This window comes from Vogesella lacus, from assembly GCF_979366295.1.
Genome location: NZ_CEETQT010000008.1, coordinates 146,703 through 160,797, shown reverse-complemented (window position 1 = coordinate 160,797; position 14,095 = coordinate 146,703). Strand labels below are relative to the sequence as shown.

The following is a 14,095-nucleotide window of genomic DNA, read 5'->3' as shown; positions in this document are numbered from 1 at the left end:
GAGGATGATTCAAGCGATTGTTTGAATTGGAATGCTGTCATGCAAAACCGCGAGTCGTCTTTCATGGTGCCGGTCTCGGCTACCGAGCAGCTGTTTGTGAAGCGCATCAGCCATCCGCAAAAAGATGGCGAGCCGGTGTTGCTGGTGCACGGCGTGATGGGCAATGGCCGCGTGTTTTATTCCGACAAGGGCAAGGGGCTGGCGCATTTTCTGGCGCGGCATGGTTATGACGTGTTTGTGGCCGACTTGCGCGGACGCGGTTTCAGCACGCCGGCCATCAGCCGCCACAGCCGTCACGGCCAGACCGAGATCATCCGCGAAGACCTGCCGGCGCTGCAGGCGGCGATTCTGGCGCGCAGCACGCATGACAAGGTGCACTGGATGGCGCATTCCTGGGGCGGCGTGCATATGAGCAGCTGCCTGCTGCGCCAGCCCGAGCTGATAGCCAGCGTGCAAAGCCTGGTGTACTTCGGCAGCAAGCGCAGCGTGCAGGTGCGCAACTGGCGCAAGCGGCTTGAGGTTGACCTGATGTGGAATGGGTTGGCGCGGCTGATTTGCCGCGGCTGGGGCTATCTGCCGGCGCGGCAGATCCGGCTTGGGGCGGACAACGAGAGCCTGCGCAGCCATTACCAGAGCAAGCTGTGGGCCAAGCCCTTGCCGTGGGTGGATAACGAAGACGGCTTTGATTACGCTGCCGCCGCGCGCCAGCACAGCCTGCCGCCGGCGCTGTATTTCGCGGCGTGGAACGACCCCTGTCGCGGCCATCGCGATGACGTGAAGCGCTTTCGTGACGAATCTGGCCGCCATGTCTCGCGCGTTCATCTGTTGGCCCGGCGCAGCGGCCATCTGCAGGATTACAACCATGTCAGCCTGCTGACGCACCCCGATGCGGTGCGGGATCACTTTCCGCTGCTGCTGGAGTGGTTGGCCGGTCGCTATGGCATGATCATCGAAAATTATTGATAATGGCATTTGACCAGCATCAATAATGCCCATGCCGCGACGGGAACTTCTGTCAGCCGGCGCTTCTGTTTAACGACAAAGTTTGATCTTGAGCGGGTGAGGGTTTGAGCCCGGGTGATATGGTCTTGCAGTTCTTTTTGGCTGACTGGAGAAATGACCATGTTCAAACGAATCGTGCTTCCTGCCGTCTTGCTGGGTATGTCCGCGCTGGCGCAGGCCGGCCAGCTTGATGATATTCGCCAGAGTAAACAGCTGCGGGTGTGCGTTTGGCCAGACTATTACGGTATCTCCTGGCGCGATCCGCGCTCGCTGCAGCTGACGGGTGTCGATGTTGATATGGCCAAATCGCTGGCTGCCAGCTTGTCGGTGCCGGTGCGCTTTGTTGACAGCTCTTTTGCCACCCTGATTGCCGACGTCACCGAAAACCGCTGCGATATCGCGATGTTCGCCATCGGCATGACGCCGGCGCGACAGGAAAAACTGGCCTTCACCACGCCGCATCTGGTCAGCGATATCTATGCCATTACCACCAAGAGCAACCGCCGCATTCAGGGCTGGGCCGATATCGACCAGCCCGGTGTTGTGGTCGCCGTCGCCAAGGGCACGCTGCACGAGCCTGTCATGCGCGAGCGTCTGCGCAAGGCGACGCTGCTGGTAACAGATACCCCGCAGGGGCGCGAGCAGGAGGTGATTGCCGGCCGCGCCGATGTCTTCATGACCGACTATCCGTTCAGCCGCCGCATGCTGGAGACCAAAGACTGGGCGCGACTGATCTCGCCACCGACGAAATATCACCTGACACCTTATGCCTGGGCCATGCGCCAGGGTGATGAGGCGTGGCTGAACTATGTGAACCGCTTTGTCGAGAGTCGCCGCAAGGATGGTTCGCTCAAGCAGGCGATCGACCGGCACAAGCTTTCGCCTATCGCGACCGGCAGCTAAACCATGCAGAGTACGCGCAGCTTTCGCCGGGCAATTTTTATCACGCTGATGCTGGTCATGGTGGCTGCCACCGTGGCCAGTACCGCGTATCTGCTGTGGCGTTTGCGTAGCGAAACCCTGCACCGCGAGGCCAATGTCGCCAGCCTGACGGCGCGTACGCTGGAAGATCATCTGACTTATTCGCTGAGTGTGGCTGATCGCAGCATGCTGATGGCGGCCGAGCAATATCAGGGCAGCGAGTGGTTGCCGCTGTTTATGCGGCAGACGCCATTTGTGCGCTCGTTATCGCTGGCAGACATGCAGGGCAGGGTGTTTGCCAGCTCGAACGACAGCAATCTGGGTACTGTTGTGGCGCGTGCGCCCTTCTGGCCCGATGCACCACCACCGGTGGAGGCCTTGCGGGTTGGCCGCCTGCAGGACGGGCGTGACCTGTTTCAGGCGCGGCCACTAAATGAAGGTGAGGCAATGCCGCCGGTGGCTTTTTTGCCGCTGGCGCGTGATGTCTTGCGCCCGGATGGCCGCTGGCTGACAGTGCTGGCGACACTGAATACCGATTACTTCCTTAATTTCTATTCCAGCCATATCAGCGAGGCGCGCGGCCAGGTGGCCTTGTTGCGCTTTGATGGCAGCGTGCTGTTCAGCACGCGCGACGGCAAGAGCGACTTCAGCGAGGTGATTCGCCAGCTGGAACAAAGCGAAGCCGGTGCATTCCGGCTGGGGACATCGGGTATGGCGGACGCCAGACTGGTGGCCTATCGCGCCTCGGCCAACTACCCCTTTGTGCTGGTGGTGTCGCTGGACGAAGCCTATGCGCTGCGTGCCTGGCGCAATGAAATGCACAGCACCGGCTGGACTGTGGCGCTGTTGCTGCTGCTGATGCTGGCATTGGCCAGCTGGTATTACTGGCATTACGAGCGCATCAGCCGTATGCGCGAGCAGGATGCGGCCGACCTGCGCATTGCGGCGGCGGCATTCGAGGCGCAAGAAGGGATGTTCATCACCGACGTGCAGGGCAAAATCCTGCGTGTGAATCGGGCCTTTTGCAAAATCACCGGCTATGAGGCGCAAGAGGTGGTTGGCCGCAGCCCGAAATTGTTCAGCTCTGGCCGGCATGATGCGGCCTTTTATCAGGCGATGTGGCTGGCCATTGCCCGCCATGGTGTCTGGCAGGGCGAAATCTGGAACCGCCGCAAGTCCGGCGAGATTTACCCCGAATGGCTGACGATTACCGCGGTGCGCGATGCGCAGGGCGAGGTCAGCCACTATGTGTCCACCCTGATGGACATCACCCAGCGCAAGCAGGCCGAGGATGAAATCCGCCATCTGGCTTTTTACGACCCGCTGACCAATCTGCCTAACCGCCGTCTGCTACGCGATCGTCTGCAACAGGCTTTGCAGCATGCAAGGCAGCATCAGCGCGGCGGCGCCTTGTTGTTTCTGGATCTGGATAATTTCAAGAATCTGAACGACACCCTTGGGCACGACAAGGGTGATTTGCTGCTGCAACAGGTGGCGCAGCGGCTGCTGACCTGTGTGCGTGAAGACGACACCGTATCGCGTCAGGGTGGCGACGAGTTTGTGGTGTTGCTCGACAGTCTGGGCAATCGCAGCGAGTTGGCCGCACGCGAGTCGTGGCTGATTGCCGAGCGCATCCGGCTGTTGCTGGGCGAGCGTTATGATCTGGCCGGCCATGAATATATCTGTACGCCGAGCATCGGCATTGCGCTGTTTTCAGAGGATATCGCCGGGGCTGACGAGCTGCTGAAACATGCCGATCTGGCGCTTTACAGTGCCAAGGCGGCAGGGCGCAACTGCATCGTGTTTTTTGACCCGGCAATGCAGGCGGCAGCCAGCCAGCGCACCCGCCTCGAGAGCGAGCTGCGCCGCGCATGGGAGCTGGGCGAATTCGAGTTGTATTACCAGCAGCAGAGCGATAGCCACGGCAAGCCGCTCGGCGCGGAAGTGCTGTTGCGCTGGCGTCATCCCGAACGCGGCATGGTGTCGCCGGCCGAGTTTATCCCGCAGCTGGAAGAGAGCGGGCTGATCATCCCGGTGGGCTGGTGGGTGATTGATTCGGTCTGCCAGGTCTTGCGTCGCTGGCAGGATGATCCCCAGTTTCACTCGCTGCATATCGCCGTCAACGTCAGTGCGCGACAATTGTCCGAGCCGGATTTTGTCGGCCGGCTGACGGCTTGCCTGCAAAAACACGCTACCCGCGCCTGCAAGCTCGAGCTGGAGCTGACCGAAAGCATGCTGCTGGATCATGTCGAAGACACCATTATCAAGATGAGCGAGTTGCGCGCGCTGGGCATCGGCTTTGCGCTGGATGACTTTGGCACCGGTTACTCCTCGCTCGCCTACCTGAAGCGCCTGCCGCTGTCGCAGCTGAAAATCGACAAATCCTTTGTCAACGAAGTTCTGGAGGATGGCAACGCGGCGGCAATTGCCCGCTCCATCATCGGCCTTGCACATAGTCTGGGGCTGACGGTGCTGGCGGAAGGCGTGGAGACCGCCGGCCAGCAGCAGTTTCTCGCCGGCCAGGGCTGCGATGCGTATCAGGGCTATCTGTTTGGCCGGCCGCAGCCACTGGCGGTGCTGGAGCAGCAAATGCGTGCGAGCTTGCTGGCTGCCGATGCGGCCAACCTTGTGCAGTAAGCGCGCCGGCTGTGACATTGCCGGCTGGCAGAAACAACAAAGCCGATCGGGATGATCGGCTTTGTTGTTTCTGCTGATGCGCGCAGGCTGCGGCATTGATCGCCAAAGCCCAGCTATCGGGGCCATGCCGGCGAAGCTCAGCGTTCTTTCACAGTGGCGTGTTACCATCTGCGCCGTGTTGTTTATTGCTTCGCAGCATGCATCGACACCCTTGCCATGATGCGGCCAAGCTTGGCCGCCTTTTCTGTCGTCTTCCCGCCTGATCGCCGGTCGCGGCTTAACCTGATCCTGCCGCCGCGCGGCGATGATTCCATGATTATTCTGAAAAACGTGGCCTTGCGCCGCGGTACCAAAGTCCTGCTCGAAAACGCCTCCGTCACGCTGAACCCCGGCGAGAAAGTCGGTCTGGTTGGCCGCAATGGCGCGGGCAAGTCGTCCCTGTTTGCGGTGCTGAACGGCAGTCTGCACGAAGACGGCGGCGATGTGTCCATCCCGTCACAGTGGCGTATGTCGCAGGTGGCGCAGGACATGCCGGAAACCTCGCAGACCGCGACCGAGTTTGTGGTCGAGGGCGACACCACGCTGATGGCGGCACAGAAAGAGGTGGCCGAAGCCGAGGCCGGTGATGACTATATGCGCATGGCGCACGCCTATACCGCGCTCAACGACGCCGGCGCGCATGATGCGCCAGCTCGCGCACAGGCGCTGATTCTGGGCCTGGGCTTCAGCGTGGCCGAGCTGAATCAGCCGGTAAACAGTTTTTCCGGCGGCTGGCGCATGCGTTTGCAACTGGCGCGTGCGCTGATGTGTCCGTCCGACCTGCTGCTGCTGGACGAGCCGACCAACCACCTGGATCTGGACGCGCTGGTGTGGCTGGAAGCGTGGCTCAAGCAATACGCCGGCACCATTGTGGTGATCAGCCATGACCGCGAATTCCTCGACGCCATCACCAATGTGACGCTGCACATCGACAACGCCAGACTGGTGCGCTACGGCGGCAATTACAGCAAGTTTGAAGACATGCGCGCCGAACAGCTGATCCTGCAGCAAGCCGCCCAGGCCAAGCAGCAGGAAAAGATGGCGCATCTGCAGAAGTTTATTGACCGCTTCAAGGCCAAGGCCAGCAAGGCCAAGCAGGCGCAAAGCCGCGTCAAGGCGCTGGAGCGGATGGAGAAGATCGCGCCGGTGCTGGCTGATGCCGAGTTCCAGTTCGAATTCAAGGAGCCGATGAGCCTGCCGAACTCGATGCTGTCGATGACGGCGGCGGCTTGCGGTTATCCGGCAGCGGAGAGCGCGGCGGAAGGCACGCCGCCAACGGTAATCGTGCAGAACATCAACCGCTCGGTTCTGGCCGGTCAGCGCATCGGCATTCTGGGCGCGAACGGTCAGGGTAAATCCACGCTGGTGAAAACCGTGGCCGAGGCGCTGTGTCCGGTCGGTGGCGAAATCGTGCGCGGCAAGGGGCTGAATATCGGCTACTTCTCGCAGCAGGAGCTGGACGTGCTGCGGCCGGAGGACGATCCGCTGCAGCATATGTTCCGTCTGGTGCGTGATACGCCGGCAGCGATGCGGCCATCGGCCAATGATTGCCGCGAGCAGGGGCTGCGTAATTTCCTTGGCACCTTCAATTTCAGCGGCGATATGGTGAAGCAGGCGGTTGGCAGCATGAGCGGCGGCGAAAAGGCGCGACTGGTGCTGTGCATGCTGGTGTGGCAACGCCCGAACCTGCTGCTGCTGGACGAGCCGACCAACCATCTGGACCTCGCCACCCGCGAGGCGTTGAGCGTGGCGCTGAACGAGTTTGAAGGCTCGGTGATGCTGGTCAGCCATGATCGTGCGCTGCTGCGCTCGGTGTGCGACGAATTCTGGATGGTGTCGCGTGGCGGTGTCAGCGATTTCACCGGCGATCTGGACGATTACCAGGTTTACCTGTTGGAAGAAGCCAAGCGCCGCCGCGAGGAAGCGGCCGGCAAGCGCTAAGCCGACCCGGTCTTGCGGCCAACCTTATGCCTGGGCTGTCTGTAGAGGCAGTCCGGGCGGGTGGTTGATCCGTCAGGGGGTGGTGCGCATTCTCGTCAAGAATGTGCTGGCTACTGCGGCGGCTTGAAGCAGGCTGAGGCGAGAGCGCAATGCGGTTTTTGTAGAAGCTTGCTGATTTTTGTAGAAACTAGCGAACAGTGGTGATGCTCTGTCGTGAAGAGGGGGCGGCCGAGCAAGGTGTGCAACTCTGGCGTCAATTATCACGCAGTCAAAAGATATGCCCCAGTAGGGTATGTATGATTTTTGGTGTGCTGAAATGAAAAAAGCCCTGAATAATCAGGGCTTTTTGAATCTGGCAGAGAGAGGGGGATTCGAACCCCCGTCAGGGTATTACCCTGAACACGCTTTCCAGGCGTGCGACTTAAACCACTCATCCACCTCTCTAGATGGTCTTGCTGGCGGAGAGAGAGGGATTCGAACCCTCGGTAGGCTTGCACCTACGCCTGATTTCGAGTCAGGTACATTCAACCACTCTGCCACCTCTCCGCGACGACAGGACGCGAAGTATAGGTAGACTCGTCATGGGCGTCAAGCGTTTTGTGCATTTCGTCTTTGCGGGGCTTCTGCGGCATACTGCCAGCACAAAACAGCTAAATGACCAGGGCAAGACATGAACAGCAAATTGGCAGCGCGGCTGCAGCATATTGCGCCATTCCAGGTGATGGCGATTCTCGAGAAGGCCCGTGCCTTGCAGGCTGCCGGCAAGGATGTGATTCATCTGGAAGTCGGCGAGCCGGACTTTGCCACGCCGGCCGCGATTGTGGCGGCGGGGCAGGCGGCGCTGGCCGAGGGACAGACCTTCTATACGCCGGCGCAGGGTTTGCCGGCGCTGCGCGAGGCGATTGCCGCGTTTTACCGCAGTCACTTTAAGGTGGATGTTTCGCCGCAGCGCATCATTGTGACGCCCGGTGCCTCCGGTGCCTTGCAGATTGCGCTGGCCTTGTTGCTGGGTGAGGGCGATGGCGTGCTGATGGCGGATCCGACTTATCCGTGCAATCGCCATTTTGTCAGCCTGCTGGGCGGGCAGCCGCAAGCCGTGGCGGTGGATGCGGCAAGTCGCTATCAGCTACTGGCGTCGCAGGCTGCGGCCAACTGGCAGGATAATACGGTCGCCGCGATGGTGGCGACGCCGGCCAATCCGACCGGCACGGTGCTGTCGGCCGAAGAGTTGCTCGCCTTGGCGGCGGTTTGCCGCGAGCGCGGCGGCAGCTTGCTGGTGGACGAGATTTATCAGGGGCTGAATTACGGGGTGCAGCCCTTGTCGGTGCTGTCGGTGGCGGATGATGCTTTCGTGATCAGCAGTTTTTCCAAATATTTCCAGATGACGGGCTGGCGGCTGGGCTGGCTGGTGGTGCCGGAGGATTTTGTCGAGCCGGCCATCCGCCTCGCGCAGAATCTGTATCTGTGTCCGTCGTCCATCGCCCAGCAGGCGGCGCTGGCTGCCTTTACTCCGGCGGTGCTGGACGAGCTGGAAAGCCGCCGTGCCGAGTTTGCCCGGCGGCGCGATTATCTGCTGGCGCATTTGCCGTCACTGGGCTGGCGGATCGATAGCGAGCCGCAGGGCGCGTTTTATGTGTACGCCGATGTGTCGGCGGTATGTGATGACAGCTTTGCCTATTGCCAGCGCCTGCTGGACGAGGTGCAGGTGGCGATTACGCCGGGCGCGGATTTTGGCAGCCATCGAGCCGGGCAGTATGTGCGCATTGCCTACACCACGGAGATTCCGCGGCTGGCAGAGGCTATTGCGCGCATCGCTGCGCTGGCACAGGGCTGAGCGCGGTTTTCAGTGCGGACGGCCCAGATGCAGCAAGGGGCAGTAAACGAGGCCGAACAGCCCGGCCAGCAGATTGCCGGGGAATTGCGCGAGGCGCAGATTGTAGCCGGTGGCGGCCTCGTCATAAGCGGCGGCGGCAGCCAGCAGGGATGTTTCGCTGCTCTGCAGCGCTTGCTGCAAATTGGCCGGCAGCGCAGCCAGTAATGCCAGTTGCTGTTGCCATTCGCCATGCAGTTCGCGGATGCGGCCAACGTTGCCGACACGGCTGGCTTCGGCGAGGCTGGCGCGCAGGCCGATCAGCGTTTCGCGCTGTTCGTGTGCGTGCGGCAGGCAGAGTGCCAGTTGCTCTTGTTGTTGCTGCAAGGCGGCCTGTACGGCATCCCATTGCGACTTGGCAAGGTATTGCAGGCGCAGGAGATGGTTGTAGAGGCTGATCAGATAGAAAACAAAGGCGGCCAGTGCGGCCAGTAGCAGAACGAGAGGCATCGGCGTATTCCGGTTGGATGTCTGTTGTATCGTCGCCAGCACCGGCAGCCATGTCAAGAAAGCAGGCTCATGCAGAGTTTGAACATTATTGGTGGCGGTCGCCTCGGCATGGCGATCGGCCATCTGGCGCGCAAGGCCGGTTATCGCATTGCTGCGGTGTATTGTCGGGATCTGGCCCATGCGCAGCAGGCGGCAGCTTTCATTGGCGACGGTTTGCCGCTGTGCGATCTGGCAGCATTGCCGCCGGCCGAATTGAATCTGCTGTCGGTGCCGGATGCGGCCATTGCCTCACTGGCGCAAACGCTGGCCGCGGGCGCTTATCTGCAGGCAGGGAGTCTGGCGTTCCACGCCAGTGGTGTGGCCGAGGCGGCGTTGTTGTCGCCACTGGCCGGTCGACTGCATTGTGCCAGCTGGCATCCGGCGTTTTCGTTTGCCGAGCCGGCGCGCTCGGTGGCGGCGTTTACCGGTACCCGTTGTGCGCTGGAGGGTGACGAGGCGGCGTTGCCATTGCTTGAGGCGTTTTCTACCGCTCTGGGCGCGGTGCCATTCCGGCTCGCGCCCGGTGGCAAGGCGGCTTATCACGCCGCCTTGTGTGTGGCCTCCAATTATCTGGTGACGCTGCATGATCTAGCGCAGCGGCTGGCCGGTCAGGCCGGTATGAGTGATGAGGTGGCGCAGGCGGTGTTGGGCAGCCTGATGCGGCAGACGCTGGAAAATACCCTGGCGCTGGGGCCGCAGGCGGCATTGACCGGGCCGATTTCACGCGCTGATGTTGGTACGCTGGCGCGGCATCGCGCGGTGCTGACGACGGCGGATGATGCTTTGTATTGTGTGCTCGGGCAGGCGACGGCTACTTTGGCTGCATCGCGACTGAGTGCGGAACAGTTGCAGGCCGTGCGCGAGGCCTTGCTGTTGCCGCGTGATTGAGTGGCGGATTTTACTGAATTAGTCAGTTTGGCAGCAGCGTTGAGTACAGAAATAAAAAAGGTTGGCCGCAAACATTGCGGCCAACCTTTTTTGACACGGGTGGATCAGGCGTGGATCACGAAAATCGCCGGGCGCTTGTGAAAGTCCGGTGCCTCCTTTGGCCAGTCCTTGACCAGTCGGCTGACGATGGTCTGGGTCGGCGCAGTCAGGTCGGCGGCTACGCACAGGCGGGTGCTGGTGGCCAGTGTTTCGCGCAGCTGTTGCAGCAGAGCGTTGTTGCGGTAAGGCGTCTCGATGAACAGCTGCGTTTCGTTATTCTGGCGCGAGCGGGCCTCGAGTGCCTTGATGGCCTTGGCGCGTTCGGCAGCATCCACCGGCAGATAGCCATGAAAGGCAAAGCACTGGCCGTTGGCACCGCTGGCCATCATCGCCAGCAGAATTGACGAAGGGCCGATCAGCGGCTCGACGCGATAGCCTTTTTCATGCGCCAGCGCCACCAGCTGTGCGCCGGGGTCAGCCACGGCCGGGCAGCCGGCTTCGGATACCAGGCCGACGTCCTCGCCTGCGGCCAGCGGTGCCAGCAGGGCGGCTACGTCGGCGGGCTTGGTGTGCTCGTTCAGCGTGTGCATGGTCAATTCGCGGATCGGCGTGGTGACGCCCAGTTGCTTCAGGTGTTTGCGTGCGGTTTTTTCCGCCTCGACCACAAAGTGCGTGATATGGGTGACGCGTGCGCGCTCGCCCTCGGGCAGCCAGTGGCTGTCGCCTTCGTTCAGTGGTGTCGGAATCAGATAGAGTGTGCCGGCCATTACAGAATCTCCACGCCTTCGTTTTGCAGCATGCTGACCAGGGCGAATAGTGGTACGCCGATCAGCGAGTTGGGGTCGTCAGCTTCGACTTTCTGCATCAGCGCGCCGCCGAGCGTCTCGCTCTTGGCGCTGCCGGCGCAGTGCAGGGCATCGGGTTCGCGTTCCAGATAGTTGCGGATCTGTTGTTCGGTCAGGGTGCGCAAGGTGACTTTGGTTATACCGACTTCTTCCTGCAGCTGGCCGCTCTTGCTGTTATAGAGGGCGAGGGCGGAGTGGAAAATCACGGTGCGGCCGCTCATCCATTGCAGCATTTTGACGCCGTTTTCAAAACTGCCGGGTTTGCCGATCTGTTGGCCGTCCAGCAGGGCGACCTGATCGCCACCGATAATCAGAGCATCCGGAAACTGGCTGGCCAGCGACATCGCCTTGGTACGGGCGAGGCGGATGGCGGTATCGAGCGCGGATTCGCCCGCGAGTGGCGTTTCGTCGCAGATCGGGGCGACGGCCTGCAGGGGCAGGCCCAGGCGTTCGACAATCTCGCGGCGATAAGGCGAAGTGGAGGCAAGAATGAGCTGCATGGCTGGTTTTTGTTCCGTTTTGCCTTGGCCTGTTGTATCAAGGGTTTGCCTGCGAACGGCAGTGCGGGCCAAGTGCATGTTTGTTTTGACAAGGTCAGGTCGCTGATAATATCATGCCACGTTTATGTCTAACCCGATTTTGATTGATCCGCTCGCCTTCGCACGCGACGGTGCCGAGCTGAAAGGCGAACGGCCCGTAGCGAGTCTTGACGAGCGCGTGCGCGAGATGCTGGCAAGCACTGCCGGCGTGGTGTCGTACCGTGTGCAGGGATTCCAGGATCGCCTGCTGCGTCCGGCATTGCGCTTCGAGCTGGAAGCCGGTCTGGATGTCGAGTGTCAACGTTGCCTGCAAGGCATGCCGTTCAGTCTCAAGGCTGAAGGTGTGATTACCCTGTTTTCCAGCGAGCAAAAGCTGGAAGCTGCGGTTGAGGCAGACGAGATGCTGGATGCCATCATGGCCGAAGAAAGCTTTGACGTCATCGCGCTGATCGAAGACGAGATCATCATGGGCCTGCCGCTGTCTGCCAAACATGAAGACTGCGGTTCGGATGAATTGGCCAAGGCCAAGTCAGACAAGCCAAATCCGTTCGCGGTGCTGGCTGCGCTGAAAAAATCCGGGTCCTGAAAACGTTTAACCTGAATCCCTAGGAGTCGACCATGGCTGTTCAACAGAACAAAAAGTCCCCGTCCAAGCGTGGCATGCATCGTGCCCACGATTTCCTGACCGCTCCGTCGCTCGCTAAAGAGCCGACTACCGGTGAGGCTCACCTGCGCCACCACATCAGCCCGAACGGCTTCTACCGTGGCCGTCAGGTTGTGAAGGCCAAGGGCGAATAATATTCGTACCGATCTGATTCTTACCTTCATAACTACAGGTAGGTTCACTACCGTTTCACGTTGATGACTATCACCGTAGCGGTCGATGCAATGGGCGGTGACGTTGGCCTCAAGGTCACTGTCCCTGCATCTGTCCAACTCCTAAAAAATACTCCCGATGTCAGTCTGATTCTGGTGGGTGACGAGCAGGCGATTAACGCCGAGCTTGCCGCTGTGCCGGAAGGGCTTCTTGCGCGTATTGTGGTTCGGCATGCCTCCGAAGTGGTCGGCATGGACGAAGCGCCGCAACTTGCGCTGAAGAACAAGAAAGACTCGTCCATGCGGGTGGCGATCAATCTGGTCAAGGAAGGCCTGGCGCAGGCGGCAGTTTCTGCCGGTAATACCGGTGCGCTGATGGCAACGGCCAAGTTTGTCCTGAAAACCATTCCCGGTATCGACCGGCCGGCGATTGCCAAAATGATGCCTGGCATCAAAGGCAATACCTGCGTGCTGGATCTGGGTGCCAATGTCGATTGCTCGCCCGAGCAATTGTTGCAGTTTGGCATCATGGGTTCCGAGCTGGTGGCCAGTCTCGAGCACAGGGCTAATCCCACCGTGGGTTTGCTCAATATAGGCTCGGAAGATATCAAGGGTACCGAATCCATCAAGCGTGCAGCAGAGTTGCTGCGTGCTTCCGGTCTGAATTTCTTCGGTAACGTCGAAGGCAACGACATCTTCAAATCGACAGTGGATGTGGTAGTCTGCGACGGATTTACCGGCAATGTTGCGCTGAAAGCCTCCGAGGGGCTGGCGCAAATGATTGCAACATTCCTGCGCGAGGAATTCTCCCGCACATGGTGGACCAAGCTGATTGCGCTGGTAGCGATGCCGGTGCTGAAGCGCTTCAAGGGACGGGCTGATCCGCGCCAGTACAATGGCGCCAGCTTCCTTGGTTTGCGTGGCATTGTGGTCAAGAGCCATGGCGGGACGGACGCGCTGGGATTCCGTATTGCATTGGAACAGGCTTGCGAGGAAGTCCGAGCCAATGTAATTGGTCACATTGCAGACCGGGTCGCTTCCCAATTACAAATCATCAAGCGTTCCGAGTCTGAAGCGTAAAGTTAGCTAAATGACCTATTCACGCATTCTGGGTACCGGCAGTTATCTGCCGGAAACCATCCTGACGAATGCGATGCTGGCGGAACAAATCGATACCAGTGACGAGTGGATTACCTCTCGCACTGGTATTCGTGCGCGCCATATCGCGTCTGCAGAACAAAAAACCAGCGATCTGGCGTATCTGGCGGCTTGCCGGGCGCTGGAAAGCGCAGGTCTCACCGCGGCTGATCTTGATCTGATCATCGTCGCCACCACGACTCCCGACATGCAATTCCCGAGTACGGCCAGCATCCTGCAAGAGAAGCTGGGTATTCCGGGCGTGCCGGCATTTGATGTGCAGGCGGTTTGCGCTGGCTTTGTCTATGCGCTGGCGACTGCCAATGGCTACATCAAGAGCGGCATGGCGCAAAAGGTGTTGGTGGTCGGTGCCGAGGTGATGAGTCGCCTGCTGGACTGGAATGACCGTCGTACCTGCGTACTGTTTGGCGATGGTGCCGGTGCCATGGTGGTGGGGGCGGGTGAAGAGCCCGGTATCCTGCATGCCAAGTTGGCCGCAGATGGCCGCTACCGCGACATTCTCAAGACCGAGGCCCAGATTGCGGGTGGCGAGGTCGAGGGGACGCCATACCTGCATATGGATGGTCCGGCGGTATTCAAGTTTGCCGTCAAGGCACTGTCCGATATTGCCGAGAAAACCCTGAGCGAAGCCGGTGTGGCGCAAGACGATGTGGACTGGCTGGTACCGCACCAGGCCAATGTGCGCATCATCGAGGCAACGGCCAAGCATCTGAATCTGTCAATGGACAAGGTAATCGTTACCTTGCCGGAGCAGGGTAATACTTCGGCTGCCTCGATTCCGCTGGCCTTCGATCATGCCGTTCGTGCCGGCAAGCTGCAGCGTGGCCAGACCGTGCTGCTGGAAGGTATTGGCGGCGGCTTTGCCTGGGGCGCACTACTGCTGCGTTACTGAGCCATCTTGTTGACTGTTT

13 protein-coding genes and 2 tRNA genes are annotated in these 14,095 nt (G+C 60.4%); 10 read left to right on the top strand and 5 right to left on the bottom strand.

Going from position 1 to position 14,095, the window contains the following annotated elements; all coding sequences use genetic code 11:
- Positions 1-39 precede the first annotated feature (39 nt).
- The 4 genes from ACZ9W6_RS11960 to ACZ9W6_RS11945 all read left to right on the top strand — a co-directional run bounded on the left by ACZ9W6_RS11960 (position 40) and on the right by ACZ9W6_RS11945 (position 6,540).
- Positions 40-963: an alpha/beta fold hydrolase gene (locus tag ACZ9W6_RS11960; RefSeq protein WP_465191388.1), complete on the top strand. Its 924-nt coding sequence runs from the start codon at positions 40-42 to the stop codon at positions 961-963.
- 159 nt (positions 964-1,122) lie between these two features.
- Positions 1,123-1,905, top strand: coding sequence for an ABC transporter substrate-binding protein (locus ACZ9W6_RS11955; RefSeq protein ID WP_465191387.1), 783 nt, complete (start codon positions 1,123-1,125; stop codon positions 1,903-1,905).
- Positions 1,906-1,908: 3 nt separating this feature from the next.
- Entirely contained in the window at positions 1,909-4,560 is a 2,652-nt protein-coding gene (locus ACZ9W6_RS11950) for a bifunctional diguanylate cyclase/phosphodiesterase (RefSeq protein ID WP_465191386.1), read from the top strand.
- A gap of 312 nt (positions 4,561-4,872) precedes the next feature.
- Positions 4,873-6,540, top strand: a complete 1,668-nt coding sequence (locus ACZ9W6_RS11945) for an ABC-F family ATP-binding cassette domain-containing protein (RefSeq protein ID WP_465191385.1) — start codon at positions 4,873-4,875, stop codon at positions 6,538-6,540.
- A gap of 353 nt (positions 6,541-6,893) precedes the next feature.
- On the opposite strand, the gene ACZ9W6_RS11940 is transcribed toward ACZ9W6_RS11945, so the two are convergent.
- A tRNA-Ser gene (locus ACZ9W6_RS11940) sits at positions 6,894-6,984 on the bottom strand.
- A 12-nt stretch (positions 6,985-6,996) separates the two neighbouring features.
- Positions 6,997-7,086 (bottom strand) — tRNA-Ser (locus ACZ9W6_RS11935).
- 124 nt (positions 7,087-7,210) lie between these two features.
- Between ACZ9W6_RS11935 and ACZ9W6_RS11930 the strand changes: the two genes are divergently transcribed.
- A complete protein-coding gene (locus ACZ9W6_RS11930) occupies positions 7,211-8,374 on the top strand; it encodes a pyridoxal phosphate-dependent aminotransferase (RefSeq protein ID WP_465191384.1) in 1,164 nt (387 codons plus the stop codon).
- Positions 8,375-8,383: 9 nt separating this feature from the next.
- On the opposite strand, the gene ACZ9W6_RS11925 is transcribed toward ACZ9W6_RS11930, so the two are convergent.
- On the bottom strand, positions 8,384-8,860 hold the full coding sequence (locus ACZ9W6_RS11925; RefSeq protein ID WP_465191383.1) for a LemA family protein: 477 nt from the start codon (positions 8,858-8,860) through the stop codon (positions 8,384-8,386).
- A gap of 69 nt (positions 8,861-8,929) precedes the next feature.
- On the opposite strand from ACZ9W6_RS11925, the gene ACZ9W6_RS11920 reads away from it, so the two are divergent.
- Positions 8,930-9,787 (top strand): Rossmann-like and DUF2520 domain-containing protein, encoded by an 858-nt coding sequence (locus tag ACZ9W6_RS11920; RefSeq protein ID WP_465191382.1) that lies wholly within the window; start codon positions 8,930-8,932, stop codon positions 9,785-9,787.
- A gap of 104 nt (positions 9,788-9,891) precedes the next feature.
- Here the strand turns inward: ACZ9W6_RS11920 and ACZ9W6_RS11915 are convergent, their stop codons facing one another.
- Positions 9,892-10,593, bottom strand: coding sequence for an SAM-dependent methyltransferase (locus ACZ9W6_RS11915; RefSeq protein WP_465191381.1), 702 nt, complete (start codon positions 10,591-10,593; stop codon positions 9,892-9,894).
- Entirely contained in the window at positions 10,593-11,171 is a 579-nt protein-coding gene (locus ACZ9W6_RS11910; protein ID WP_465191380.1) for a Maf family nucleotide pyrophosphatase, read from the bottom strand. The genes ACZ9W6_RS11915 and ACZ9W6_RS11910 overlap by 1 nt, the downstream gene beginning before the upstream one ends.
- Positions 11,172-11,295: 124 nt before the next feature.
- On the opposite strand from ACZ9W6_RS11910, the gene ACZ9W6_RS11905 reads away from it, so the two are divergent.
- From ACZ9W6_RS11905 to ACZ9W6_RS11890, 4 genes are all read left to right on the top strand, one after another.
- Positions 11,296-11,796 (top strand): YceD family protein, encoded by a 501-nt coding sequence (locus tag ACZ9W6_RS11905; RefSeq protein ID WP_465191379.1) that lies wholly within the window; start codon positions 11,296-11,298, stop codon positions 11,794-11,796.
- 32 nt (positions 11,797-11,828) lie between these two features.
- On the top strand, positions 11,829-12,008 hold the full coding sequence (gene rpmF, locus ACZ9W6_RS11900) for a 50S ribosomal protein L32 (protein ID WP_465011832.1): 180 nt from the start codon (positions 11,829-11,831) through the stop codon (positions 12,006-12,008).
- A 63-nt stretch (positions 12,009-12,071) separates the two neighbouring features.
- On the top strand, positions 12,072-13,106 hold the full coding sequence (gene plsX / locus ACZ9W6_RS11895; protein ID WP_465191378.1) for a phosphate acyltransferase PlsX: 1,035 nt from the start codon (positions 12,072-12,074) through the stop codon (positions 13,104-13,106).
- 10 nt (positions 13,107-13,116) lie between these two features.
- Positions 13,117-14,076 (top strand): beta-ketoacyl-ACP synthase III, encoded by a 960-nt coding sequence (locus ACZ9W6_RS11890; RefSeq protein WP_465191377.1) that lies wholly within the window; start codon positions 13,117-13,119, stop codon positions 14,074-14,076.
- Positions 14,077-14,095: the final 19 nt, after the last annotated feature.

What these genes read in the sequence shown, in the direction of transcription:
- ACZ9W6_RS11960 (WP_465191388.1), top strand. Translation starts at nt 40, where the DNA reads ATGCAAAACCGCGAGTCGTCTTTCATGGTGCCGGTCTCGGCTACCGAG.
- ACZ9W6_RS11955 (WP_465191387.1), top strand. Translation starts at nt 1,123, where the DNA reads ATGTTCAAACGAATCGTGCTTCCTGCCGTCTTGCTGGGTATGTCCGCG.
- ACZ9W6_RS11950 (WP_465191386.1), top strand. Translation starts at nt 1,909, where the DNA reads ATGCAGAGTACGCGCAGCTTTCGCCGGGCAATTTTTATCACGCTGATG.
- ACZ9W6_RS11945 (WP_465191385.1), top strand. Translation starts at nt 4,873, where the DNA reads ATGATTATTCTGAAAAACGTGGCCTTGCGCCGCGGTACCAAAGTCCTG.
- ACZ9W6_RS11930 (WP_465191384.1), top strand. Translation starts at nt 7,211, where the DNA reads ATGAACAGCAAATTGGCAGCGCGGCTGCAGCATATTGCGCCATTCCAG.
- ACZ9W6_RS11925 (WP_465191383.1), bottom strand. Translation starts at nt 8,860, where the DNA reads ATGCCTCTCGTTCTGCTACTGGCCGCACTGGCCGCCTTTGTTTTCTAT.
- ACZ9W6_RS11920 (WP_465191382.1), top strand. Translation starts at nt 8,930, where the DNA reads ATGCAGAGTTTGAACATTATTGGTGGCGGTCGCCTCGGCATGGCGATC.
- ACZ9W6_RS11915 (WP_465191381.1), bottom strand. Translation starts at nt 10,593, where the DNA reads ATGGCCGGCACACTCTATCTGATTCCGACACCACTGAACGAAGGCGAC.
- ACZ9W6_RS11910 (WP_465191380.1), bottom strand. Translation starts at nt 11,171, where the DNA reads ATGCAGCTCATTCTTGCCTCCACTTCGCCTTATCGCCGCGAGATTGTC.
- ACZ9W6_RS11905 (WP_465191379.1), top strand. Translation starts at nt 11,296, where the DNA reads ATGTCTAACCCGATTTTGATTGATCCGCTCGCCTTCGCACGCGACGGT.
- rpmF (WP_465011832.1), top strand. Translation starts at nt 11,829, where the DNA reads ATGGCTGTTCAACAGAACAAAAAGTCCCCGTCCAAGCGTGGCATGCAT.
- plsX (WP_465191378.1), top strand. Translation starts at nt 12,072, where the DNA reads ATGACTATCACCGTAGCGGTCGATGCAATGGGCGGTGACGTTGGCCTC.
- ACZ9W6_RS11890 (WP_465191377.1), top strand. Translation starts at nt 13,117, where the DNA reads ATGACCTATTCACGCATTCTGGGTACCGGCAGTTATCTGCCGGAAACC.